22 protein-coding genes are annotated in these 23,711 nt (G+C 74.8%); 11 read left to right on the top strand and 11 right to left on the bottom strand.

Translation table 11 applies throughout. The annotated features are described in order from the left end of the window. Positions 1-449 precede the first annotated feature (449 nt). The 8 genes from O7628_RS04440 to O7628_RS04405 all read left to right on the top strand — a co-directional run bounded on the left by O7628_RS04440 (position 450) and on the right by O7628_RS04405 (position 10,269). Entirely contained in the window at positions 450-1,613 is a 1,164-nt protein-coding gene (locus O7628_RS04440) for an ROK family protein (RefSeq protein WP_278128540.1), read from the top strand. 33 nt (positions 1,614-1,646) lie between these two features. Continuing rightward, positions 1,647-2,693, top strand: a complete 1,047-nt coding sequence (locus tag O7628_RS04435; RefSeq protein WP_278128538.1) for an extracellular solute-binding protein — start codon at positions 1,647-1,649, stop codon at positions 2,691-2,693. 151 nt (positions 2,694-2,844) lie between these two features. Then, positions 2,845-3,915 carry an ABC transporter ATP-binding protein gene (locus tag O7628_RS04430; RefSeq protein WP_278128536.1) on the top strand — a complete coding sequence of 357 codons (1,071 nt, stop codon included), beginning with the start codon at positions 2,845-2,847 and terminating at the stop codon, positions 3,913-3,915. Then, positions 3,912-5,705, top strand: coding sequence for an iron ABC transporter permease (locus tag O7628_RS04425; RefSeq protein WP_278128535.1), 1,794 nt, complete (start codon positions 3,912-3,914; stop codon positions 5,703-5,705). The genes O7628_RS04430 and O7628_RS04425 overlap by 4 nt, the downstream gene beginning before the upstream one ends. Continuing rightward, complete coding sequence (locus O7628_RS04420; protein WP_278128533.1) at positions 5,693-6,616, top strand: creatininase family protein; 924 nt, start codon at positions 5,693-5,695, stop codon at positions 6,614-6,616. Before O7628_RS04425 ends, O7628_RS04420 begins: the two co-directional genes overlap by 13 nt. Next, complete coding sequence (locus O7628_RS04415; protein ID WP_278128532.1) at positions 6,613-7,575, top strand: amidohydrolase family protein; 963 nt, start codon at positions 6,613-6,615, stop codon at positions 7,573-7,575. Before O7628_RS04420 ends, O7628_RS04415 begins: the two co-directional genes overlap by 4 nt. Positions 7,576-7,649: 74 nt before the next feature. Then, positions 7,650-9,107 carry a lyase family protein gene (locus O7628_RS04410; protein WP_278128531.1) on the top strand — a complete coding sequence of 486 codons (1,458 nt, stop codon included), beginning with the start codon at positions 7,650-7,652 and terminating at the stop codon, positions 9,105-9,107. Positions 9,108-9,141: 34 nt separating this feature from the next. Further along, positions 9,142-10,269 carry an ROK family protein gene (locus O7628_RS04405; protein ID WP_278128530.1) on the top strand — a complete coding sequence of 376 codons (1,128 nt, stop codon included), beginning with the start codon at positions 9,142-9,144 and terminating at the stop codon, positions 10,267-10,269. Here the strand turns inward: O7628_RS04405 and O7628_RS04400 are convergent. The 3 genes from O7628_RS04400 to O7628_RS04390 all read right to left on the bottom strand — a co-directional run bounded on the left by O7628_RS04400 (position 10,262) and on the right by O7628_RS04390 (position 12,993). Next, positions 10,262-10,888, bottom strand: a complete 627-nt coding sequence (locus O7628_RS04400; RefSeq protein WP_278128528.1) for a lipoprotein — start codon at positions 10,886-10,888, stop codon at positions 10,262-10,264. The two genes, O7628_RS04405 and O7628_RS04400, sit on opposite strands and share 8 nt — an antisense overlap. Before the next feature lie 209 nt (positions 10,889-11,097). Continuing rightward, positions 11,098-11,814 carry a class I SAM-dependent methyltransferase gene (locus tag O7628_RS04395; protein WP_278128526.1) on the bottom strand — a complete coding sequence of 239 codons (717 nt, stop codon included), beginning with the start codon at positions 11,812-11,814 and terminating at the stop codon, positions 11,098-11,100. 903 nt (positions 11,815-12,717) lie between these two features. Beyond that, positions 12,718-12,993, bottom strand: a complete 276-nt coding sequence (locus O7628_RS04390; RefSeq protein ID WP_278128524.1) for a hypothetical protein — start codon at positions 12,991-12,993, stop codon at positions 12,718-12,720. Positions 12,994-13,197: 204 nt separating this feature from the next. Here O7628_RS04390 and O7628_RS04385 point away from each other — a divergent pair, with 204 nt between their 5' ends. From O7628_RS04385 to O7628_RS04375, 3 genes are all read left to right on the top strand, one after another. Next, the gene (locus O7628_RS04385; protein ID WP_278128522.1) at positions 13,198-13,971 is read left to right on the top strand and encodes a helix-turn-helix transcriptional regulator; all 774 of its coding nucleotides are present in this window, start codon (positions 13,198-13,200) and stop codon (positions 13,969-13,971) included. After that, positions 13,968-14,159, top strand: coding sequence for a DUF397 domain-containing protein (locus O7628_RS04380; protein WP_278128520.1), 192 nt, complete (start codon positions 13,968-13,970; stop codon positions 14,157-14,159). Before O7628_RS04385 ends, O7628_RS04380 begins: the two co-directional genes overlap by 4 nt. A gap of 207 nt (positions 14,160-14,366) precedes the next feature. Then, complete coding sequence (locus tag O7628_RS04375; RefSeq protein ID WP_043969263.1) at positions 14,367-14,585, top strand: hypothetical protein; 219 nt, start codon at positions 14,367-14,369, stop codon at positions 14,583-14,585. Between the two features lie 76 nt (positions 14,586-14,661). Here O7628_RS04375 and O7628_RS04370 read toward each other — a convergent pair whose 3' ends face one another. The 8 genes from O7628_RS04370 to O7628_RS04335 form a co-directional block, all read right to left on the bottom strand. After that, positions 14,662-16,230: an amidohydrolase family protein gene (locus O7628_RS04370; protein WP_278128517.1), complete on the bottom strand. Its 1,569-nt coding sequence runs from the start codon at positions 16,228-16,230 to the stop codon at positions 14,662-14,664. 208 nt (positions 16,231-16,438) lie between these two features. Continuing rightward, positions 16,439-17,665 carry a beta-ketoacyl-ACP synthase II gene (fabF, locus tag O7628_RS04365; RefSeq protein WP_178065997.1) on the bottom strand — a complete coding sequence of 409 codons (1,227 nt, stop codon included), beginning with the start codon at positions 17,663-17,665 and terminating at the stop codon, positions 16,439-16,441. Between the two features lies 1 nt (position 17,666). Beyond that, complete coding sequence (locus O7628_RS04360; protein ID WP_074474691.1) at positions 17,667-17,906, bottom strand: acyl carrier protein; 240 nt, start codon at positions 17,904-17,906, stop codon at positions 17,667-17,669. Positions 17,907-17,992: 86 nt separating this feature from the next. Beyond that, entirely contained in the window at positions 17,993-18,937 is a 945-nt protein-coding gene (locus tag O7628_RS04355; protein WP_043966966.1) for a beta-ketoacyl-ACP synthase III, read from the bottom strand. Then, a complete protein-coding gene (locus O7628_RS04350; protein WP_278128511.1) occupies positions 18,934-20,100 on the bottom strand; it encodes an acyltransferase domain-containing protein in 1,167 nt (388 codons plus the stop codon). The genes O7628_RS04355 and O7628_RS04350 overlap by 4 nt, the downstream gene beginning before the upstream one ends. 101 nt (positions 20,101-20,201) lie before the next feature. After that, the gene (locus tag O7628_RS04345) at positions 20,202-21,506 is read right to left on the bottom strand and encodes a helix-turn-helix domain-containing protein (RefSeq protein WP_278128509.1); all 1,305 of its coding nucleotides are present in this window, start codon (positions 21,504-21,506) and stop codon (positions 20,202-20,204) included. Next, positions 21,503-22,216, bottom strand: a complete 714-nt coding sequence (locus O7628_RS04340) for a response regulator transcription factor (protein ID WP_278136207.1) — start codon at positions 22,214-22,216, stop codon at positions 21,503-21,505. The genes O7628_RS04345 and O7628_RS04340 overlap by 4 nt, the downstream gene beginning before the upstream one ends. 101 nt (positions 22,217-22,317) lie before the next feature. Continuing rightward, positions 22,318-23,544, bottom strand: a complete 1,227-nt coding sequence (locus O7628_RS04335) for a histidine kinase (RefSeq protein WP_278128507.1) — start codon at positions 23,542-23,544, stop codon at positions 22,318-22,320. Between the last annotated feature and the right edge of the window lie 167 nt (positions 23,545-23,711).

The following is a 23,711-nucleotide window of genomic DNA, read 5'->3' as shown; positions in this document are numbered from 1 at the left end:
GGCGGCGGGACGGTGGGGCGGAGACGGTGGCCACCGGCGGTGCCGGGCCACGGTGGGCGGCGGCGGGGAACATCGCGGTACGGCGGCGGCGGGTCGCCGTCACCGGGGTCACGGCGGCGGCGGTTTGCCGTCACCGGCGGTACGGCAGCGGCGCGGACTCGGTCACCGGGTACAGCGGCGACGCGGGTGTCCGTACACACTGGAAGGCCTTCGCCCGGTGACGCTAGGGACCGGCGCGGCGGCCCGTCAATGCTTTGCAAGGTCTTTCTTCCTTTGCGGAAGAAATTAATCCAGGTCGGTCCACCTCTCCCGGCCGTCCGGCCGCCGCGCGCCCGCGATCGGACACCGGCGCCGAAGCGGGACGTTTCCCCTGTTCGTGAGGGTGGCTCGGGCGGGCCGAGACGTTTTTGTTACTTGACTCGATAGTTCGTTCGCCGTAGGAAGGAAGTGTGACTGACGTGGTGACGCCACCAACGAGCCCGGTGAGCCGGGAGCGGTCGAAGGAGATCAAGCGGTTGTCCGTGATCTCCACCGCCCGCCAGGTGCGGGTGCTCTCCCGCGCCGAGCTGACCGAGCTCACCGGCCTGAGCCCCGCCACGCTCACCCCCCTCGTGCGCGAGCTGATCGCCGAGGGCTACCTCATCGAGCGGGGGCCCGGGGCGTCCCGCGCCGGCCGCCCCCGGGCGATGCTGGAGTTCAACCCGCGCGCCGAGCTGGTCGCCGCCGTCTCCCTGGAGCCGTCCCGGCTGAGCTGCGAGATCGCCGACAGCGACGGCACGGTCGTCGCCCACCGCACCGTCCGCCTCGCCGGCGACATCATCGACACCATCTGCCGGTCGGTGCCCGAGCTGGCCGGCGACGGCCTGCCGGCGCTGCGCGGGGTCGCCATCGCCGCGCCCGGCGTCTCCTCCGGCGGGGCCGTCCGGCTCGCCCCCTCGGTCGGCCTCGTGGAGGGCCGGCCGATAGGGGAGGCGGTGCAGCGGCACCTCGGCGTGCCGGTGGTGGTCGACAACGACGTCAACCTCATGGCGGCCGGCGAGCACGCGGCCGGCGCGGGCAGCGACGTCGCCGACCTGCTGCTGCTGCACGTCGCCGACGGCATCGGCGCGGGGCTGGTGCTCGACGGCCAGGTCCGCCGGGGCGCGGGCGGGGCGGCCGGCGAGGTCGGCTTCCTGCCGCTGGACCCGGCCGACCGGGGGCACGACGGGATCGGCCCGTTCGAGGCCCGCTGGTCGGAGAACGCCGTCGCCGAGCGGATGGTGGCCCTGGCCCCCGGCCGGCGGCCCGACGCCCCGGTGGCCGCCCTGGTCGAGCTGGCGCGCGCCGACGGCCGCGCCGCCGCGTACCTCGACGAGGTGCTGACCGCGTGGTCCCGGCTGATCGTCTCCTGCGTCTGCGTCATCGACCCCGGCCGGGTGCTGCTCAGCGGCGCGGCCGCCCAGCTCGACGACCCGGCCGTCGACCGGCTCCAGGCCCTGGTCGCCGCCGCCGCGCCGAGCACCACCGAGGTACGCCGGGCCGTGCTCGGCGACCGGGCCGTGCTGCACGGCGCGGTCAGCTACGCCCTCTCCGCGGCGGCCACCGGGCTGCCCACCCTGCTTCCCACCCCCTAGCTCCGCCCGACCCGAACCCCTCGGAGGTACCCCATGAGACGTCGCCTTCTCCTCGTCGGTGCGCTGGCCACAGTCCTCGCCGCAGGCACCGCCTGCGGCGGCGGTGGCGACGACGCGTCCGGCGACGCGGGCGCCGAGAAGCTCACCATCTACACGGCCCGCGACAAGAAGGTCTCCACGTTCGTGGTGGACCAGTTCACCGCCAAGTACCCCGAGTACAAGGGCAAGGTGGAGATCCTCAACCTGGGCGCGCAGGAGATCCTGGAGCGGGTCCGGGCCGAGAAGGCCAACCCGCAGGCCGACGTCTGGTGGGGCGGCACCCAGCAGGGGCTCTCCGCGGGCGCGTCCGAGGACCTGCTGACCGGCTGGCAGCCGGCGTTCGCCGCCAAGATGGACGCGAAGTACAAGGACGCCGAGGGCCGCTGGTTCGGGGAGATCCTGCTGCCCGAGGTCATCATGTACAACAACAAGGCGCTCACCCCGGAGCAGGCCCCGAAGGACTGGGACGACCTGCTGAAGCCGGAGTGGAAGGACAAGATCGTCATCCGTGACGTCGCCGCGTCCGGCACCATGCGGTCGATCTACGCGGCGATGATCATGCGGCAGTCGCCGGACGGCAGCAACCCGCAGCCCGGCTACGACTGGCTGAAGAAGCTGGACGCCAACACCGGCTCGTACGCGGCCAACCCCGCCGACCTCTACCTCAAGCTCTCCCGCCAGCAGGGCGTGCTCAGCGCCTGGAACCTCCAGGACATCCTGCTCCAGGCCAACCAGTCGAACATGCCGTTCGGCTACGTGATGCCGGCCTCCGGCGCCCCGGTGCTCGTCGACGGCATCGCCGCCGTCAAGGGCGGCAACACCACCGGCGCGCAGAAGTTCATGGAGTTCCTCTTCGACGACGCGCTCCGCGCCGACCTGGCCAAGGACTACTACCAGATCCCGGCCGTGGAGATCGCCGAGAAGCCGCAGTGGCTGGCCGAGCTCAACCTCAAGCCGCTGGACGTCAACTGGGACGTGATCGGCAAGAACGAGACCGAGTGGATCAACCACTGGAACAGCCAGATCAAGAACAAGGGCTGACCACGGCGGCACCGGGGCGGGCTTGCTGCGCCCTGGGCCCTGCCCAGCGGGGGTGAGAAGGGGGCCCTTCTCTACCGCAGGCGTTAACAGGGGGCCCTTCCTTGCACAGTGCCCGCCCCGGGACCACCCAGTCACCACAGGAGAGGACGCCATGATCGATGTCACGCTGGAGTCGGTGAGCAAGCGCTTCGCGCGCGGCGGCGACACCGCCGCCGTGGCCGACGTCGACATCACCATCGCCGCCGGGGAGTTCTTCACCCTGCTCGGCCCGAGCGGCTGCGGCAAGACCACCACCCTGCGCATGGTGGCCGGGTTCTACTTCCCCACCTCCGGCCGGATCCGGTTCGGCACGGAGGACGTCACCCGGCGTCCGCCGAACAAGCGCGACACCGGCATGGTGTTCCAGAACTACGCGCTCTTCCCGCACCTGTCCGTCGCGCAGAACGTCGCGTACGGGCTGAAGATCCGCAAGGTCGGCCGCGCCGAGTCGAAGCGGCGCGTCGAGGAGGCCCTCGGCCAGGTGCACCTCGCCGGGTACGGCGACCGGCGCATCGACGAGCTCTCCGGCGGCCAGCAGCAGCGGGTGGCCCTGGCCCGCGCCCTGGTGATCCGGCCGAAGACGCTGCTGCTCGACGAGCCGCTGTCCAACCTCGACGCGAAGCTGCGCGAGGAGACCCGCACGGAGATCCGCCGCATCCAGCAGGAGGCCGGCACCACCGGCATCTACGTCACCCACGACCAGGCCGAGGCGATGGCCATGTCGGACCGGATCGCGGTCATGCAGGCGGGCCGGGTGCAGCAGATCGGCGCGCCGCAGGAGATCTACCACCGCCCGGCGACCAGCTTCGTCGCCCGGTTCATCGGGCGCAGCAACGTGCTCACCCTGCCGGTGCAGGGGGCCACGGAGCGGACCGTGACGGTGGGGCTGCCCGGCGGCGGCGAGATCGACGTGCCGGCCCCGGCCGACCACGGGCTGCGCCAGGGCGAGACCGCCCAGGTGTCGGTGCGCCCCGAGCACATCGGCCTCACCTCCACGGAGCCGGGCGCGCTGCCCGGCCGGATCATCGAGCTGGAGTTCACCGGGATGGCCACCAACCTGGTGGTCGACACCGCCGGCGAGCGCATGCAGGTGGCCGCCGTCGACGTGCCGGCCGGCATCGCCGTCGGCGACCAGGTCGGGCTGCGGCTCAACCGGGACCGGATGTGGGTGGTGCGTCCGTGACCACCATCCCCGCCGCCCCGGGCCCGGCCACCGTCGCCCCGGTCACCAAGGAGCCGACGCCGCCGCCGGGACCGCGCCGCCGGCTGGCCGACCGGTTCGCCGGGGGCACCGGCTCCCGCTGGTTCCCCTACGTGCTGGTCTTCCCGCTCGCGCTGGTCCTCTTCGGGTACGTCGTGCAGCCCATGTTCGCCACCTTCGCCGAGAGTGTCGGCGTGGACGGGGTGGAGAACTACGGCAGCTTCCTCACCGGCGGCGGGGTGGCCCGGTCGTCGCTGGTCACCTCGCTGATCATCTCGGCGGCCAGCGTGCTGCTCTGCGGGATCGTCGGCGTGGCGATGGCGTTCCTGCTCAAGCGCTTCTCGTTTCCCGGCCGCAAGCTGATCGAGGCGATCATCCTGGTGCCGGCGGCCCTGCCGCCGCTGATCGGGGCGATCTCGTTCCAGCTCCTCTACAGCGAGACCGGCATCCTGCCGCGCGGCCTGCAACAGCTCTTCGGCGCGGAGAACCCGGTGCTGCCGTTCAGCGGCATCGCCGGGGTGCTGGTGGTGCACACGTTCACCATGTACCCGTACTTCTACCTCTCCGCGTCCGCCGCCCTCGGCGGGATGGACCCGTCGGTGGAGGAGGCCGCGTACAACCTGGGCGCCGGGCGGGTGCGGGTGTGGCGCACCGTGCTGCTGCCGATGCTCACCCCGGCGCTGGTGTCGGCGTCGCTGCTGGTGTTCATGACGTCGCTGGCGTCGTACACCGCCCCGCTGCTGTTCGGGGTGGACCAGACGATGACCATGCAGATCTACATCAACCGCACCAACGGCGACCTGCCGATGGCGTCGACCTACGCGTCGGTGCTCGGCGTCGTCTCGGTGCTGTTCCTGCTCGGCATGCGCTGGTACGAGGGGCGGCGCAGCTACCGCTCCCAGTCCAAGGGCGTCGCCGCCCACCGGCGGGAGATCACCAACCCGCTCGGCCGGTGGCTCGCCCTGGCCGCGTCCCTGCTGGCCACGGCCGTGCTGCTCGCGCCGGTGGCGACGATCGCCCTGGTGGCGTTCTCCCGGGACGGCTCGTGGACCACCGAGGTGATCCCGGCGCGGTACACGACGCAGAACTTCGTCACGATCTTCGCGGAGCCGAGGGCGTTCCAGCCGATCCTCAACTCGCTCAAGATGAGCCTCATCGCCACCGTCGCCTGCGTCGTGGTCGGCGTGCTCATCGCGTACGCGGTGCGCCGGCTGGACTTCCGCGGCCGGGGCCTGCTGGACGTGGCGGTCATGCTGGCCTGGGCGCTGCCCGGCACGGTGGTGGCGATCAACCTGATCTCGGCGTTCAGCACCGGCAACGCGTTCAGCTTCGGGCAGGTGCTCATCGGCACCTTCTGGATCATGCCGCTGGCGTACTTCGTGCGGTTCCTGCCGCTGGTGTTCCGCTCCAGCTCGGCCGCCCTGGCGCAGCTCGACCCGTCGCTGGAGGAGGCCGCCCGCAACCTCGGGGCGTCCTGGTGGCGGGCGTTCCGCACGGTCACCCTGCGGCTGATGCTGCCGGGCGTGCTGGCCGGCGCGCTGCTCGCCTTCGTGCACGGGGTCGGCGAGTTCGTCGCCTCGGTGCTCATCTACACCTCGGAGACCGCGCCCATCTCCGTGGAGATCAACAACCGGATGTACTCGTTCGAGGTCGGCACCGCCGCCGCGTACGGCATGCTCCAGGTGGTCCTGATCTTCGTGGTGATGGTGGTCTCCGGCCGCCTGGAGGGCGGCCGGCGCTCGACCCGGGAGGCGGCGCGATGGACGGCGTGACGACACCGGCCGGCGGCCACGTGGCCGAGTGGCTCGCCCGCGGCGGGCTGGTCCCGGTCGCCCGGGTCCCCGGCGGGGAGCTGGCGGCGGTCGCCGCCGCGGCCGACTTCGCGGTGCTGCCGGTCGGCGCGGTCGAGTGGCACGGCCCGCACCTGCCGCTGGGCACCGACCTGATCCTCGCCGAGGGCTTCGCCGCCGAGAGCGCGCGGGCCTCCGCAGACGGCGCGGCCCCGTCCGGCGGCGGGACCCCGGACGGGGCCGCGCCCCCGGCGGCGGGCCCGCGCGGGGTGCTCTTCCCCGCCGTCGCGTACGCCGCCTGCCCCGGCCAGACCCGGCCGTGGCCCGGCACCGTGGCGATCCGGCCGGAGATCGCCGTCGGCTACCTCGCCGACGTGATCGAGGGCATCGTGGCGGCCGGCTTCCCCCGGCTGCTGATCGTCAATGGGCACGACGCCAACATGTCCACCGTCCGGGCCGCGATGGAGTGGGTGTCCGGCCGGCGTACGGCGAGCCTGCTGCTGGTCAACTGGTTCCAGCTCGTCACCCCCGCCGAGACCACCGAGCTGTACGGGCCGCAGGTCTCCCGCGGCCACGGCGGCGCGTACGAGACGTCCGGGGTGCTCGGGTTCGACCCCGGCGCGGTCCGGCTCGGCGCGGTCGACGACCTCCCGCCGAAGCCGAAGCTGCCGGTGACCCACCCGTACGTGCTGGTGGAGTCCCGGCCCGACCCGTGGCAGGGCTGGTCCGGGCACATCTCGCTGGCCGACGAGCCCGCCGGCCGGCGGGTGCGCGAGCTGGCCGGGACGCGGCTGCGGGAGGTCGTCGCCGCCTGGGTGGCCGCCGCCCCGCCCGCCCCGCCCACCGCCGACCCGCTGCCGGATTCACCGCCCGGCGAGGGGGCGGCGTCGTGACCGTCGACCGGGGACTCGACATCGTCGACTTCCACCTGCACTTCCGCATCGCCGCCGACCCGACGATCCAGGCGTGCGAGCACGCCGCCGGGATGCACCCCGGCGGCGAGCACGAGCGGGCCGTCCGCGCCGCCGGCTCCGCCCCGTACGCGGCGAAGTGGCGGCGGGCGTGGGCCTTCGCCGACCCGGAGCCCCCGGCGCAGCGCTGGGAGGACGAGGCGGACCGGTGGGCCGAGGAGCTGCGCCGGGTGAACGTGCGGCGGGCCGTGTTCGTCACCGGCGGCGGCAACGACACCGTCGCCGACGTCGTCGACCGCCACCCCGACCTGCTGCTCGGCCTCGCCCACCACGACCCCTACTCCCCGGGGGCCGCCGCCGAGCTGGAGCGCGCCGTCACCGAACGCGGCCTGCGCGGGCTGAAGCTGTTCGCCCCGCTGCTGCGCGGCCCCCTCGACCACGCCGACCTCGACCCGCTCTGGGCCACCGCCCAGCGCCTCGGCGTGCCCGTGCTGATCCACATCGGGCACTACGGCAGCGCGGGCGGGCTGAGCTTCGGCCGGCACGGCGGCCCCGACGAGCTGGCCCGGATGGCCCGGCGCTTCCCCGAGCTGGCCGTGGTGGTGCCGCACTTCGGCGTCCAGCACGTGCAGGACCTCCTCTTCGCCGCCTGGGGCTGCCCGAACATCCACGTCGACACGTCCGGCTCCAACCAGTGGGTGCGCTGGATGCCCTACAAGCTGACGCTGGAGGACCTGTTCCGGCGCTGCTACGAGACCATCGGCCCGCACCGCATCGTCTACGGCAGCGACTCGTCGTGGTTCCCGCGCGGCTACGTCACCCGCTACCTCGACGACCAGCTCCGCGTCTGCCACGAGCTGGGCCTGCCCGACGACCACCTGCGCGCGATCTTCGCCGGCAACGCCGAGCGCCTGCTCGGCCTGGACCCCACGACCGGCTGACGTCCCGGGCGCGGCGAACGGCGTCGCGCCCGGCCCACGTTCGCGCCCGGCACCGGAAGGAAGCAGAGACCCCGATGAGCACACCCGCGCTGACCACCTACCAGCGGCACCACCTGCGGCCCACGTACGACCACCACGTCGGGCGGCTCTTCCCGGCGATGGTGCGGGCCAGCCAGGCGCACGTGGTGATGCTGACCGAGCAGGGGCTGATCCCCGCCGAGCGGGGCGCCCGGCTGTTGCGCGGGCTGGCGGAGCTGCGCGCCGACACCAGCGCCGCGCCGCCGTTCGACGGCACCTTCGAGGACACGTACTACCTGCTGGAGAAGCGGCTGGCCGCCGCGTGCGGCGTGCCGGCGTCCGAGCTGGACGTGCAGATGGCCCGCAGCCGCAACGACCTCGACGCCGGGGTGTTCCGGATCCTGCTGCGCGACCAGCTCGTCGGCGTCCTCGACCGGGTGCTCGCCACCGGGGCCACCGCCCTGGCCGCCGCCGACCGGTACGCCGACGTGGTGATCACCGGGTACACCCACCGTCGGCCCGCCCAGCCCACCACGATCGGCCACGCCCTCGCCGGCTACGCCGAGGCCCTCGCCGGCGAGGCCGCCGCGTACGCCGACCTGATCGACGCGCTCAACGTCTCGCCGCTGGGCTCCTGCGCGTTCGCCGGCACCGACCTGGACATCGACCCGGCCCGGGTGGCCGAGCTGCTCGGCTTCGCCGGCCTGGTCACCAACTCGTACGAGGCGGTGGCCGGCGCCGACCACCTGGTGCGGGTCGGCACGCTCAACGCGCAGGCCCTCGCCACCGGGGCGCGGCTGGCCCGCACCCTGATGGACTGGCTGAGCTGGCGCTGGGTGACCACCCCCGGCGACTTCACCCAGGGCAGCAGCATCATGCCGCAGAAGCGCAACCCGGTGGTGCTGGAACACCTCGTCTCGTACGCCGGGGCCACCGCCGCCGACGCCGCGAGCGTGCTCAACAACGTCGGCGCGGCCTGGTGGGAGGACTCCAACAACGCCACCACCGACGTGCAGGTGCGGCTCTGGGAGAGCAACGACCGCACCGACCGGTTCTTCGCCCTGCTCGGCGGCTTCCTCGCCGAGATCGAGCCGCTGGAGCCCCCGTCGGCGGAGGAGATCGTCGCCTCCGGGGCCACCACCACCGCCGCCGCGGACGCGCTGACCCGGCACGGCGTGCCGTTCCGCGCGGCCCACTCCGTCGTCGGCCGGCTGGTCCGCGCCGGCGCGCCCGACACCTGGACCGCCGAGGGGGTCCGGGCGGCGGCGCAGGGCGTCACCGACCGGCTCGACGACGACGCGGTCGCCGACCTGCTCGCCGCCGCCGTCCGCCCCGAGCTGGTGCTCGACCGGGCGCAGGTCGACGGCCCCGGCCGGTGCGCCGTCCGCAACCAGGTGGCCACGCTGCGGGTGGCATTCGACGCCGTCGCCGGCCGGCTCGCCGCCGTACGGGCCCGGCTCGCCGCCGCCGCCGAGGCGCTCGACGCCGTCGCCGCCGAACGGGCCGCCCGGTGAGCGCGCGCGCCACCACGACCGAGGGGACCGGCCCGTGAACCTGCGGCTGGACGGCCCCGCCACCCCGCCCGCCCCGCTGACCGGCGACGCGGAGGTGACCGACGGTGCGCGGGTGACCGGCGACGACGGCGTGCTGCTCGGCATCGACTTCGGCGGCACCAAGATGGCCGTCGGGGTCGCCGACGCGGCGGGCCGGCTGCTGGCCCGCGAGCGGGTGCCCACGTACGCCGAACGGGGTGCCCCGCAGGCCCTGGACCGCGCCCTGGAGTTGGCCGCGAAGCTGGTGGGGCAGGCCGGCGGGCCGCTCGCGGCGGCGGGCGTCGCCTCGCCCGGGGTGGTCCGGCCCGACGGCATCGACCTGGCCCCGAACGTGCCCGGCTGGGACCGGCTGCGGCTGGCCGACGCGGTGCGCGACCGGCTCGGCGCGCCCGTCGTCGCCGTCGACAACGACCTGAACGCCGCCGCCCTGGCCGAGCTGCGCCTCGGCGCGCTCCGCGACGCCGACCCCGGCCTGGTCGTCGGCATCGGCACCGGCGTCGCGGCGGCGCTCACCGTGCGCGGGGCCGTGCTGCCCGGCCACCACGGGGCGGCCGGTGAGATCGGGTACGCCGTGGCCGGCGGCCCCTGGCCCGGCACCATGCTGGAGCTGGACTTCTCCGGCCGGGCGCTGGACCGGCTCGCCGACGACCTCGGCGTGCCCGGGTCGGCCGCCGGGCTGGCCGCCGCCGCCGCCTCGCCCGGCCCGGCCCGGGACGCGCTGACCGCCCGCGTCGACGAGCTGGCCCGCCACCTGGTCACCTGCTGCCTGCTGGTCGACCCGCAGCGGGTGGTGCTGGTCGGCGGGGTGGCCGGCAGCGACCTGATCCGTGGCCTGCTCGTCGAGCGGCTCGCCGCCGTGCTGCCGTACCGGCCGGAGGTGGTGCTCTCCGGCTTCGCCGACGACGCCGCGCTGCTCGGCGCGGTCGTGCTGGCCCGCGAGGCGGTCCCGGTGATCCCGGGGAGCCCGGTGGCCCCGGGGAGCCCGGTGGCCCCGGGGAGCCCGGCGGCTCCTGCGGTCCCGGCGGCTCCTGAGGTCCCGGGGAGCCCGGCGGCCCCAGCGGCCCCTTCGGTCCCGGGGAACCCGGCGGTCCCGAAGGCCCCGACGGCCCCGGCGGTCAGTTGACCTGGAGCGTCCGCGTCGCCAGCTGGTAGGCCGGGAACATGGCCTCGAACTCGTCGGTGTCCATCCCGCCGAGGGTCAGCAGCACCGGCCCGCCGGCCGGGGTGTCCGCCACCAGCGCCCGCTGCCGGTTCGGGCCGCTGAACTCGCTGCGTTGCAGGAACGTCGCCTCCGTCAGCTCCAGCGGGCCGCCCGGCACCCGCCGGTACTCGATCTCGCTGACCCGGCCGTAGTCGGCGAGGAACCCCTCCAGCGTGGCGCGGCCGTCCCCGGTGGACCCGTCGGCCGCCCACACCCGCAGGAAGCCCACACTGCCGGCGGGCTTCGCGTCGACCTCGCAGCGCAGCCGGGCCCCGCCCAGCGTGATCGTGGCCTCCTCCGCCACCGCCTCGGGGGTCCACCCGGCCGGCAGCGAGAACGTGACCGGCAGCTCGCACGGGCTGCCCGGCGCGCCGACGGTGACGCCGGCCTCGGCGGGGGCCACCTCGTCGTACCAGGGCGGGCCCGTCACCACCGGCGACGGGCCGCCGCCCGCCGCCGCCCGCGTCCCGTCGTCGGCGCAGCCCGCCGCCGACACCGTGCAGAGGACGGCCAGCAGGGCCGCCCCGATCCGTCGCAACACCGCTCGCACATCCCCGTGGTCGTCCACACCGCCCGGTCCACCCCGGACGGGCCGATGGATGGTAACGGTGGGTGGTCAGGCTGGTCGGTGGCGGGGCGGTGCGCGTGACGGTCAGTCGTCGGCGGGGCGGTGTGGTGCGGTCAGGCGGTGGCGGTGTGGTGCGGCCTGGAGGTGTGGCGTGGTCGGCGGCCTGGCGGTGTGGTCGGCGGTCAGTCGGTGGCGGGGCGGTGGGCGCGCAGCATCAGCGACACCCCCGGCAGCGCCCGCACCGGCAGGTGCCGCTCGGCGGTGACGACAGCCCGCAACCCCAGGTTGACCAGCGGGTTCAGCTCGTTCAAGTCGCTGCCGGTGGACGAGCGCCGCCGCCACGCCGCGACCGGGCGCAGCAGCACGTTCCAGCTCCACAACTCGTCGACGACCAGCCCGGCCTTCTCCACCACGGCCCGTAGCGACGCCCGGTCGTAGCGGCGGACGTGGCCGACCGCAACGTCGTGCGCCGACCACAGCGCCATGTCGGCCGGCACGGCGATCAGCGCCACGCCCCCGGGCCGCAGCGTGCGGCGGATCTCGGCGGCGGCCAGGTGGTCCTCGTCGAAGTGCTCCAGGATGTCGAACGCGGTGACCAGGCCCAGGCTCGCCGACGGCAGCGGCAGATGCCGGGCGTCGGCCCGGATCACGTCGAGCCCGCGTTCCCGGGCCACCCCGGCGCCCTCCGCGCTGTATTCCAGCGCCACCGGCCGCCAACCGTGCGCCCGCAGCACCCGCGTGTTGCCGCCGCCCGCCGCGCCGACGTCGAGCGCCCGCCCGGGGACGTGGCCGGCGGCGGCCAGCCGGCGCAGCGCCCGGGCCAGCAGGACCCGCCGCTCCCGGTACCACCAGTGGGTGTCCTCCAGAGCGGCGAGCTTGCGGATCTCGGTCGCTTCCACGGCATGCTCCTAGCGCGATCTCGGCGAACCTCACCCTAGACGAGCACCCCCGACCCCAGCACCCAACGCCCCGGCCCCGCCCCGCCCCCGCCCCGCCCCGCCCCGCCCCCCGCCCCGTGCCCGCCCGCCCCGCCCCCGCCCGCCCCGTGCCCGCCCGCCGCTCGCGCCGATCTTGCACTTTGGGCCCCATGGATGGGCGTTTCGCCCCATTGGTCGGGGCCGCAACTGCAAGATCGGCGCGGGGAGGCGCCCCGCCCGTCGGCCAGCGTCTCCTTCCCGGGGGGGGGGGGGGGGGGGGGGCGTCCGGTGCGGCGCGGCTGGGGCGGGGCGAGGCAGGGGAAGGGTGCCGTGATCGTCTGTCGTTTTCGGAGACGACACGCCGCCGGCCGTATCCGTAGTCAGCAGATGATCGTGGTCGGTGGTGGGGGATCCTGCCCGTTCTGTTGCCCTGGGTGTCCTGGAGTGGCGTGTCGTGTCGGAGGTGCTCCGGTTGGGGCGGATCGGGTTCGTGTGTTTGGGTCGACTCCCGCCTGCCGGTCTGTGCCGACCTGCCTCGGGCGGGTCGGTCGGGGCGGCAACGCGAGCGGCGCGTTCGCTTTCGGGGCATGCCGGGGCGCTGCGGTGCCGGGCGCTTCTGGGCGGGGCAGCGGCTGGACCCGTTCGGGGCGGTGCCGGTGCAGTCGCCGAACGTCGCAGGACTGGCCCGCCGGCCAACCGGATAGCCGGAGAGCCGGCCAACCGGATAGCCGGAGAGATCGTAGGACAACTGACGTCGATCGGAGGGGCCGTTTCGCTCCAGAATCTCCCAATCTCGCTCGCGATCTTGCAGCTGCGATCCCCCGGATGGGGGGTGTTGTCCCCCTTTGGGGCCGTGGCTGTGGGGTGCGCCGGGCCGGCGCCGCCTCAACCGTGGCGACGGGCCCAGCGTAGGAAGCGGCGGAACAGCTCGCTGGGCGGCGGCGGGTCTTCCGGGTGCAGCGCCCGCAGGTCCTCGGCGGCGTCGAACATCCGCCAGGCCAGGAACAGGCACAGCCCGACGCGGTCCCCGGCGTAGGCGGCCAGCAGGTCGTCGCGGGCCTGCGGGCAGGGCCACGGGGCCAGGCACGCCCGGCACAGCCACAGCGGGCGCAGGGGTGGGTGCGGCCGGCGTCGGTCGCCGTCGCGTCGGTGCTCTGCCACGCGCCTGCCTCCTCGTCGGTGGGGGAGGGCCGCCCCGCAAGGGGGGTGCGGGGCGGCCCGCGCTGGCCCGGCCGCCGGGCATCGCCTCCACCAGCCGGACCGCGTGGTTCCACCCTGGACCGGGGCGGGCCGGACAAACAGGACTGCCGGGGGTACGGTGCACAGCGTGATCGATGCGGAACCTTCAGTGAGGAGCGGTGAGGAGTGGGCGCATATCTCGCCCTGGTGCTGAAGCACGAGCGGGGCAAGCGGGGGCTGACCCAGGACCAGGTCGCCGAGGCGGTGCACGTCTCCGGCTCGCTGATCGCGATGTTCGAGACGGGGCGGCGCGTCCCGCAGCCCGACACGGCCCGCCGGCTCGACGAGCTGCTGGGCGCCGGCGACCTGATCGCCCGGATGGCCGTCGAGGCGCGCCGGGACGCCCAGCCCGGCTGGTTCCGCCCGTGGGCGGAGGTGGAGCGGGAGGCCACCTCGCTGCGCTGCTTCCAGGCGACGATCGTCCCGGGGCTGCTCCAGACCGAGGCGTACGCCCGCGCGGCCCTCGCCAGCGGCCTGTTCGTGCCCGAAAAGGTGGAGGAGCACGTCGCCTTCCGGCTGGAGCGGCAGGCGTTGCTCGACCGCAAGGAGCCGCCGCTGACCACGTTCGTCGTCGACGAGGCGGCGCTGCGTCGGGGCGAGCCGGCGGTGCTCAAGGAGCAGCTCCTGCACCTCGCCGAGGTCGCGCTGCGACCCCGGGTGCTGATACATGTCGTGCCCCGTGACGCGGGCCCCTACCTCGGCCAGTCCGGCCCGTTCACGCTCGCCGAGGCGGCCGGCGGCGAGCACCTGGCGTTCCTGGAGGACCAGTTGGAGGGGCGGGTGCTGGCCGACCCGAAGCGGGTTTCCGCGCTGGCGCGGGCGTGGGAAGCTGTCCGTGCGGTCGCCCTGCCGCGCGACCGGTCGAGAGACCTGATCCTGAAGCAGGTGAACGAGCTGTGAGCACCCACCACCCCCGCTGGCGCACCGCCACCCGCAGCAACACCAACGGCGGCGAGTGTGTCGAGGTCGCCGACAACCTGCCGGGCGTCGTGCTGGTGCGCGACTCCAAGGCCCGCGACGGCGGCACCCTCACCTTCGCCCCGCCGGCCTGGCGGGCCTTCGTCGCCGACCTCCGCACCCCCGCCTGACCGCACCCCAGCCCCCTTCTGACCGCACCCCAGCCCCCTTCTGACCGCACCCCAGCCCCCTTCTGACCGCACCCGAGCCCCCTTCTGCGGCCCCTTCCTCCGGCAGTGCCGCCCGGGCACGACGCGTGCACCGCCGCGGCGCGACGCGTGCGCCGCCGTAGCCGAAATCGGATGCGCGGTGGCGGCGGGGGTGGGAGGGTGCCGGGCGTGGCAGAGGCGCAGGGATTCGCGTACGCCGAACGGGCGGACGGCACGGTGGTGATCACGCACCATGGGCGGGTCGCCGGGACGCTGCGGGGCGGCCGGGCGGCGCAGTTCCTCGCCGAGGTCGACGACGACCCGCAGCTGGTGATGGCCAGGTGGACGGGCAACTACCGCCGGGGCAACGAGCGCCAGGCGCGCCGGCACCCCCGCAACCGCCCCTAGCGCTCCCGACCGCGCCCCGGATGTGGAGCCGGTGCCGCCGTGCACCCGGTCACGGTCGGGTGCACGGCGGCGGGGCTCAGAACCGGGGCGGGGTGGGGCTGGTCGGGGTGAGGACGCCGCCGGCCCGCGTACGGACGGCGTGCGCCGCAGCCGCCGCGTTGCGCACGATCGTGCCGGCGTCGTGGCTGACCATCTCCCGGTTCCGCTTCACGATCCGGCCGTCGATCAGCACGGTGTCGATGTTGGCCGGGGTGGCCGACCGCACGACGGTCGACTCCAGGTCGCCGATCGGGGCGATGTTCAGGTCGTCCGCCCGGATCAGGACGATGTCGGCCCGCTTGCCGGGGGTGATCGACCCGGTCACCGCCTGTAGGCCGAGCGCCTTCGCGCCGTTGATCGTGGCCATCTCGATCGCCTGCCGGAACACCACCGGCGGCAGGTCGGCGGTGTCCGTGCCCACCCACGGGATGCCCAGGTTCCAGGCTACGTTCATCGACTCGAACATGTTGATCGGGGCGAGCGAGCTGGCGTCGAACGACAGCGAGACGGTGACCCCGGCGGCCAGCATCCGCAGCAGCTGCCCGTGGAACCCACCGGCGGTGCCGAGGCGCAGTTCGGAGTGGACGGAGAAGCTGACCGGCGCGTTCGTGCGTACCATCGCCTGCCGGTCCGCCTCGTCGAACGGCAGCGCGTGGCAGAGCAGGAAGTCCGGGCCGAGGAAGCCCATCTTCTCCAGGTCGGCGGCGTGCACCGCCGTGGTCGGTCCCTGCCCGGAGTGCACCGAGATCGGCAGCTTCCGCTTGCTGACCTCCGCCATCTCCGCCAGGAACGTCGGCAGCTGGCCGGGCCCGCGCAGGTTCACCCCGAGGTGCACCAGGCCGTCGAACGGCGACTTCTTGCCGAACCACGTGGCCGAGACCCGGTCGATGTCCGCGAAGTCGATCGGCTGGGTGGCCGGTTGGCCGTCCCGGTGACCGTACGAGTAGCGCGCCCGTACGAGGCCGTCGGCGTGGGCGTGCAGCTCCGCGTCGGCGTACTCCGGTCCGCGTACGTTGTGCGACCAGTTGTTGACGGTGGTGATGCCCGCGCTCGCGCACTCGACGAGGCCGAGCAGCACGCTGTGGTAGAAATCGTCCGGCTGATACGCGGCGACGGTTGCCGACTTCGCCGCGAAGTATTCGAATCCGGTGGAGACGAAATTGCGACCGAGGGCGCTCCACATGTGATAGTGGGTTTCGACGAAACCGGGCATCGCAATCATTTTCGACGCGTCGATGACCCGCGCGCCGCGTGCCTTCAGGTTCGGGCCGACCTGGACGATCCGCCCGTCACGCACCTCGATGTCGGCCTTGGCCTGGTTGCCGATGGCCGGGTCGACGGAGACCAGCGCGGCACCCTTGATCAGGTAGTGCCCGCGTTGCGGGCGTCGGCCGGGCTTCCCGCTGGGGGCGTGCGGGCCGGGGGAGGCGGCGACGGCCGGAGCGCCGAACGCGAGCGGGGCGATGGCGGCGGCACCGGCGGCAGCGAGCAGCGCGCGGCGGCCGACCGAATGCGCGGGAACGGGCCGTCCGCAGTCGTCGACAATTGTCGCTGTGTGGTCGTCGCCGTTTTCCGGCGTCGACAGTGGATCTTTTGTGGGGGGCATGCGGGAAAGCTAGGTAGCACCGATTTCCCGCTCATTGCCGGCTGGCTAGCATCGCGTGAACCCGCTGGTCGTGACCGCATGCCGGGAAGACCGCCGCCGACCGGGACGCAGCGACGCGACCCCGCTGCCGACCGTCACCCCGGGGCGGGGCGTTAAGAAGGGCCCCCTGCTATGCGGAAAGCGTTAACAGGGGGCCCTTCCTTGCGCCTCAGGGGCGGGTGAAGACCAGGGCCACGTTGTGGCCGCCGAAGCCGAACGCGTTGTTCAGCGCGGCGGGGATCTCCAGGTGCCGTGCCTTGTGCGCGGCCACGTCCATGTCCAGCCCGGCGTCCGGGTCGTCCAGGTTGATCGTCGGCGGGACGACGCCGTCGCGGATCGACAGGATGGTGGCGATGGACTCCAGCGCGCCGGCCGCGCCGAGCAGGTGACCGGTCATCGACTTGGTGGCGGTGAGCACCGGGTGGTCGCCGAGCGCGGCGCGCAGCGCGCCGATCTCCAGCATGTCGCCGACCGGCGTCGAGGTGGCGTGCGCGTTGACGTGCACGATGTCCTCACGGGCGATGTCGGCGTCCGCGATGGCCTTCTTGATCGCGCGGATCGCGCCCTCGCCCTCCGCGTGCGGCTGCACGATGTCGTACGCGTCGGAGGTGATCCCCGCGCCGGCCAGCCGCGCGTACACCCGGGCGCCCCGGGCGGCGGCGTGTTCGGCGCGTTCCAGGACCAGCACGCCCGCCCCCTCGCCGAGGACGAAGCCGTCGCGGCCGGTGTCCCACGGGCGGGAGGCCCGCTCGGGCTCGTCGTTGCGGGTGGACATGGCCCGCATCGAGGCGAACCCGGCGATCGGCAGCGCGTGGATGACCGCTTCGGTGCCGCCGGCCACCACCACGTCGGCCCGGCCGGAGCGGATGATGTCCAGCCCGAGGGCGATGGCCTCCGCGCCGGTGGCGCAGGCGCTCGCCACCGTGTGCACGCCGGCCTTCGCGCCCAGCTCCAGCCCCACCCAGGCGGCGGGGCCGTTCGGCATCAGCATCGGGATGGTGTGCGGGGACACCCGGCGGGGGCCGGACGCCTCCAGGATGTCGTCCTGGGCGAGCAGGGTGGTGGCCCCGCCGATGCCGGAGCCTACGCTGACGGCCAGCCGCTCCCCGTCCAGCCCGGAGCCGGCGAGGCCCGCGTCCGCCCAGGCCTGCCGGGCGGCGATGATCGCGATGGCCTCGGAGCGGTCGAGCCGGCGCATCTTCACCCTGTCCAGCACCTCGGACGGGTCGACGGCGAGCTGCGCGGCGATGCGCACCGGGAGCTGCGCCGCCCACTCCTGGGTGAGCGGACCCACCCCGGAGCGGCCGGCGAGCATGGCGTCCCAGGTCGATGCGACGTCCCCGCCCAACGGGGTGGTCGCGCCGAGCCCTGTGACGACGACGTCGGAACGACTCATGTCAGGACTGCGCCTCGATGTAGCTGACGGCGTCGCCCACGGTCTTCAGGTTCTGCACCTCGTTGTCGGGGATCTTGACGCCGAACTTCTCCTCGGCGGCGACCACGACCTCCACCATCGAGAGCGAGTCGACGTCGAGGTCGTCGGTGAAGGACTTGCCCTCGGCCACGTCGTCCGGGTTCACCCCGGCGACCTCTTCGAGGATCTCGGCGAGGCCGGAGGTGATCTCGTCACGGGTCATGGTTGGTGCGTTCCTCTCCTGGGTGTGGAATCGCCGGCGGCGCGCGCCGCGCGGCGTGCGAACGGCCCCGCTGGGGGCCGGACGTCTCAGGGGCAGCGGACGACCTGACCGGCGTAGGTCAGGCCGCCGCCGAAGCCGAAGAGCAGCACCGGGGCGCCCGAGGGCACCTCCCGCCGCTCGATGAGCTTGGACAGGGCCAGCGGCACGCTCGCCGCCGAGGTGTTGCCGGACTCGACGATGTCCTTCGCGATGATCGCGTCGGGGATGCCGAGCCGCTTGGCGATGCCGTCGATGATCCGGGAGTTGGCCTGGTGCGGCACGAAAGCGGCCAGCTCGGACGGGGCGACCCCGGCCCGCTCGCAGGCCTGGAGGGCCAGCGGGGCCAGCGCCGTGGTGGCCCAGCGGAAGACCGTCTGGCCCTCCTGCTTCACGTACGGCCGCCAGCCCTCGATGCGTACGGCGTCGCTCTTGTCCGGCACCGAGCCCCAGACGACCGGGCCGACCCCGGCCGGCTCGCCCTCGGCGGTGGCGGTGACCACCGCGGCGCCGGCGCCGTCGCCGAAGATGATGCAGGTGGAGCGGTCGGTCCAGTCGGTGAAGTCGGAGAGCTTCTCCGCGCCGATGACGATCGCGTTGCGCGACGCCCCGGCCCGGATGGCGTGGTCGACGGTGCCCAGCGCGTACGCGAAGCCCGAGCACGCGGTGTTGATGTCGTACGCGCCGGGCGCGGTGATGCCGAGCTTGGCGGCGACCCGGCAGGCGACGTTCGGGCTGCGGTCGATGGACGTGCAGGTGGCGACGACGACGAGGTCGATGTCGGCGGCGGTGAGGCCGGAGTTGGCCAGCGCCTTGCCGGCGGCGGCCGCCGCCATGTCGGACACCGTCTCGTCGCCGGCGATGCGGCGGCTGGCGATGCCGACGCGGTCCCTGATCCACTCGTCGTTGGTCTCGACGAACTGCGCGATGTCGTCGTTGGTGACGATCCGGGAGGGCTGGTAGTGCCCCAGGGCGAGAATCCGGCTACCTGTCATGAGTGACCCCCGATCCGGGCGAGCGGTTGACCCGGGGCGACCGGGGCGTCGTGGTGGGCGAGCCACTCGGTGAGCGGCCCGCCGTCGTGCGCGGTCACCTCGACCGGGCCTCGCCCGGTGACGACGTGGCCGATGACCTGGCCGACCTTGAGCGCCTGGCCCTCGGTCAGCCCCCGCGTGGGCTGGAAGACGCCCGGCGCGGGGGCCGTCACGACCCGGAACCGGGCGGTCGGCGCGGGGCGGGCGGCCGAGCCGTGCCGGGCGATCAGGTCGCGGGCGGCGGGCAGGTCGGCCGGCGTCTTCAGGGTGACGATCTCGGGCAGCGAGTCGGCGAGCTCCCGCTTGATCAGGCCGGCCAGGGTGCCGGCCGGCGGCAGCTCGACGACCCCGGTCACGCCGAGGTCGGCCAGGGTGCGCATGCACAGGTCCCACCGCACGGGCGAGGTGACCTGGCGGACCAGCCGCTGCACCAGCTCCGGGCCGTGGTCGACGACCGTGCCGTCGAGGTTGGACAGCAGGATCCGGGCCGGGCGGGCCGGGGTGATCCCGGCGGCCACGCCGGCCAGGGCGACCTCGGCGGGGGCCATGTAGGGGGTGTGGAACGCGCCGGCCACCTTCAGCCGGACGACCCGGGCCTTCGTGGGCGGCTCGGCGACGAGCGCGTCGATGCCGGCGGTCGACCCGGCGGCGACGATCTGGCCGGCCCCGTTGCGGTTGGCCGCGTGCAGCCCGTGCCGGTCGAGGGTGGCGAGCACCTCGTCGGTGTCGCCGCCCAGCACGGCGGCCATGCCGGTCGGCTCGATCGCGCAGGCGGCGGCCATCTCGCGGCCGCGCACCCCGGCGAGGGTGATCGCGGTCTCGGCCGGCAGGACCCCGGCCAGCGCCGCCGCGCCCAGCTCGCCGACGCTGTGCCCGGCCGCGAGGGTGACGTCGTGCAGCGGCAGGTGCTCGGCGGCGAGCAGGGCCGCGGCGACCAGCAGCGGCTGGGTCCGGGCGGTGTCCTGGATCTCCTCCGCGCCGGCCGAGGTGCCCAGGTGGATCAGGTCGACGCCGGCCAGCGCCGACCACCAGCGCAGCCGTGCCTCGGCGCCGGTCAGGTCGAGCCACGGTGTGAGGAAGCCGGGTTTCTGCGAACCCTGCCCCGGTGAGAGTACGGCGAGCACGCCTATGACTCTTCCGGATACTCGCCAGTCACGGTGTTACCGGCCGCAACCAAACCGCACTAGAACCTTTGGAGGAACCCTACAGAAATAGGTGACCGTGATCATCTCTTTGCGGGGATTTGCCGGTTTTGTGGTGTTATGGGGGGAGGTGTCACGACGGGCACCACCGGGTCGAGCCGCCCCACGGTCAGCGCCACCTGCAACGCGAACGCGTCCCGGGGGATCAGCGGCGACAGCCCCGTCACGTCGGCGATCCGCCGCAGCCGGTAGCGCACCGTGTTGGGGTGCACGAACAGGGCCCGCGCCGCGCTCTCCAACGTGCCGCCGGCCGCGAAGAAGGCGTCCAGGGTCTCCAGCAGCTCGCCGCCCGCCCGGGCCAGCGTCGCGTACACGTCGTGGCGCAGCCGGCGGCGGGCCTCGGCGTCCCCGGCGAGGGCCCGCTCGGGCAGCAGGTCACCGGCCGGCACCGGGCGCGGCGCGGTCGGCCAGGCGGGAGCCGCCCGGTAGCCGGCGAGCGCGGCGCGGGCCGAGTCCGTCGCCTCGTCGAGGCTCGGCACCGCCGGCCCGACCACCACCGGCCCCTCCCCGAACGCGGGCAGCAGCTTCCCCGTCGCCGCCATCGGGTCGGCCGCGCCGCCGAGCACGATCACCAGCCGGTCGCCGTGCACCCCGCCGATCACCTCGACGCCGACGCGCCGGGCCAGCCGGTGGACCGTGTGCAGCACCGCGGCCACCTCGCCGCCCGGGGACCGGCCCACCGCCACCGCCACCGGCGGCGCGTCCGACCAGCCCAGCGCCGCGCCCCGGCTGGCCAGCACGTCCGGGGAGTCCCCGCGCAGCAGCGCGTCGACCAGCAGGGCCTGCAACCGGGCGTCCCAGGAGCCGCGCGACTCGGCGGCCCGCGCGTAGACCCGGGCGGCGGCGAAGGCGATCTCCCGGGAGAAGCGCAGCACCGCCTCCCGCAACTGCTGCTCCTCGCCCTCGGCGGCGAGGGTGCCCACCTGCTCCTCGACCACGTCGATCGTCACCTTGATCAACGCCACGGTCTGCTGGAGGCTGATCGAGCGGGCCAGGGCCAGCGGGGCGGTCGCGAAGACCTCGTCGGAGACCTCCTGGGTGCTGTCCGCCGTGCCGCCGCCGTCGCGCAGCCACTGCACCAGCGACCGCGCGCCGGCCTGGGCCACCAGCATCACCCAGGACCGCTGGTCGGCCGGGAGCGCCCGGAACCAGGGCAGCGTCTCGTCCATCCGGGCCACGCTGGCGGTGGCCAGGGCCCCCGCCGCCCGCTCGATGCGGCGCAGCGTGGCCGACAGCTCGATCCCGCCCGGCTCGCTCACCCCACCAGCCTTGCAGAGAAGGAGGGGCACCCTGTCAACGCCCCCGGTAGCGAGGGGTGCCCCGCTCACCCCGCGCCACCCGGCGGCGGCAGCGGGGTCGGCCCCGGCGGCGGGGTCGGCGGCGGGATGATGGGCGGCGGGGGCAGGGCGAGCTCCTGGGCCAGGATCGCCGCCTGTACGCGGCTGCGCAGGTCGAGCTTCGCCAGGACCCGGCTGACGTGGGTCTTCGCGGTGCTCTCCGCCATCGCCAGCCGGTCGGCGAGCTGCTGGTTGGACAGGCCCAGCCCGAGGCAGGCCAGCACGTCGCGTTCCCGCGCGGTGAGCGTGGCGACCGCGTCCCGGGTGGCGGCCGGCGGCCCCGGCGCGGTGGCGGCGAACGCGCTGATCAGCCGCCGGGTCACCGCCGGGGCGATGATCCCCTCGCCCCGGGCCACGGTGCGCACGGCGTCGACCAGGGCGTCGGCGTCGGTGTCCTTCAGCAGGAAGCCGGCCGCGCCGGCGCGCAGCGCGCCGAAGACGTACTCGTCGAGGTCGAAGGTGGTGAGCACGAGCACGTCGGCGAGCCCGCCGGCGACGATCTCCCGGGTGGCGGAGATGCCGTCGAGCCGCGGCATCCGGACGTCCAGCACGGCGACGTCGGGGCGCAGGTCGGCGCAGAGTCGCACCGCCTCCTCGCCGTCGGCGGCCTCGCCGGCCACCTCGACGCCGGGCGCGGCGGCCAGGATCAGCGCCAGCCCGGCCCGCACCGCCGGCTGGTCGTCGGCGAGCACCACCCGCACCGGGTCCGCCGCGCCGCCCCGCCCGTCGGCACGCCCGTCGGCACCCACCGGCCCCGCCGGGTCCGTCCCGTCCGCCGCCCGCCCGGGGCTGGTCCGGCCGGTCACGCCGGCTCCCCGGTGGGCAGCCGCGCCCGGACCTGCCACCGCCCGTCCGCCGGGCCCGCCGTGAAACCGCCGCCCAGCAGCACCGCGCGCTCGCGCATCCCGACCAGCCCGGCGCCCGCGCCGGGCGCCGCCGCGCCGCCCGCCCGCAGCGGATTCGTCACGGCCACCACCACCTCCGTCGGCCCGTACGTCACGACCAGCTCCGCCTCGCCCGCGCCGTGCTTGAGCGCGTTGGTCAGCGACTCCTGCACGATCCGGTACGCCGCCAGGTCCACCCCCACCGGCAGCGGACGCGCCCCGCCGGTCACCTCGGTCCGCACGTCCAGCCCGGCGGAGCGCATCCGGCCCACGAGCCGGTCCAGCTCGGCGAGGCGTACCCGGGTGGCCTCCTCGGCCGCCTCCCCGGCGTCGCCCGGGGCGGGCCCGTCGCCCGTCGTGGGCTCCCGCAGCAGCCCGATGAGCTGCCGCATCTCCGCCAGGCCCCGCACGCTGTTCTCCCGGATGACCCGCAGCGACGAGGCCACCTGCTCCCGGTCCAGCCCGGGGACGGAGAGCGCGGCGGTGGCGTGGATGGCCACCGCGCTGAGGTGGTTGGCGACCACGTCGTGCAGCTCCCGGGCCATCCGGGACCGCTCGGCGTGGACCGCCTCGCGCCGGTCCAGCTCGGCGAGCCGGGCGGTCTGCTCGGCCCGGGCCCGTTCCTCCGCAGCCCGCGCCCGCTCCGCCGCCGCCTGGTCCCGGTACTGCCGCACGCTGATCCCGGTCAGCACCGGCACGAGGCCGACCAGCACCACCGGCACGCCCAGCGCGACCCCGCGCCAGTGACCGAACACCAGCACCCCGCCGACGGCGGCGAGCAGGCTCAGCGCCACGGTGACCCGCAGGAGCCAGCGCCGCAGCCGGGGCGGGCCGTACACGCAGGAGTCGTAGAGCACCTGCGTGTAGATCAGCGCGGTGCCGAGGGTGGTGCCGAGGGCGACGTCGACGCCGAGCGCCGCCGTGCCGAGGGCCAGCCCCGTGCGGGTGGCCACCCGCCGCAGGGCCACCGCCGCCGACACGGCCACCAGCGACGGCAGGAAGGCCACCGCGGGCACGCCGGGCCGCGGGGTGATCGCCAGGTGCGAGCCGAGGCCGAGCAGCGCCAGCCCGCCCGCGAGGGCCACGCCGGCCAGTGCCAGGTCCCGGCCCGTGGCGCCGGGCCGGAGCCAGGGCGGCAGTCGCATTCCCCGATCCCACCACACCCGCCGCCGCACCGGCTCCGACCAGGGCACGAGGCCGTGTCCCCCGAAGGAGGTACGCCCCGACGCGGTCCCTCGTTCGGCGTACCCGGATCTCGTCGCCCGGGTCGAGGGCGGGGCACGCGGCAGGCGGCATGCTGGAGGCCACGGAC

The sequence above is a fragment of the Micromonospora sp. WMMD956 genome, assembly GCF_029626125.1.
Lineage (GTDB): Bacteria > Actinomycetota > Actinomycetes > Mycobacteriales > Micromonosporaceae > Micromonospora > Micromonospora carbonacea.
This window is presented reverse-complemented; position numbering and strand designations above follow the sequence as displayed.

What these genes read in the sequence shown, in the direction of transcription:
- O7628_RS04410 (WP_278128531.1), top strand. Translation starts at nt 7,650, where the DNA reads ATGAGCACACCCGCGCTGACCACCTACCAGCGGCACCACCTGCGGCCC.
- O7628_RS04435 (WP_278128538.1), top strand. Translation starts at nt 1,647, where the DNA reads ATGAGACGTCGCCTTCTCCTCGTCGGTGCGCTGGCCACAGTCCTCGCC.
- O7628_RS04430 (WP_278128536.1), top strand. Translation starts at nt 2,845, where the DNA reads ATGATCGATGTCACGCTGGAGTCGGTGAGCAAGCGCTTCGCGCGCGGC.
- O7628_RS04370 (WP_278128517.1), bottom strand. Translation starts at nt 16,230, where the DNA reads ATGCCCCCCACAAAAGATCCACTGTCGACGCCGGAAAACGGCGACGAC.
- O7628_RS04420 (WP_278128533.1), top strand. Translation starts at nt 5,693, where the DNA reads ATGGACGGCGTGACGACACCGGCCGGCGGCCACGTGGCCGAGTGGCTC.
- O7628_RS04355 (WP_043966966.1), bottom strand. Translation starts at nt 18,937, where the DNA reads ATGACAGGTAGCCGGATTCTCGCCCTGGGGCACTACCAGCCCTCCCGG.
- fabF (WP_178065997.1), bottom strand. Translation starts at nt 17,665, where the DNA reads ATGAGTCGTTCCGACGTCGTCGTCACAGGGCTCGGCGCGACCACCCCG.
- O7628_RS04335 (WP_278128507.1), bottom strand. Translation starts at nt 23,544, where the DNA reads ATGCGACTGCCGCCCTGGCTCCGGCCCGGCGCCACGGGCCGGGACCTG.
- O7628_RS04360 (WP_074474691.1), bottom strand. Translation starts at nt 17,906, where the DNA reads ATGACCCGTGACGAGATCACCTCCGGCCTCGCCGAGATCCTCGAAGAG.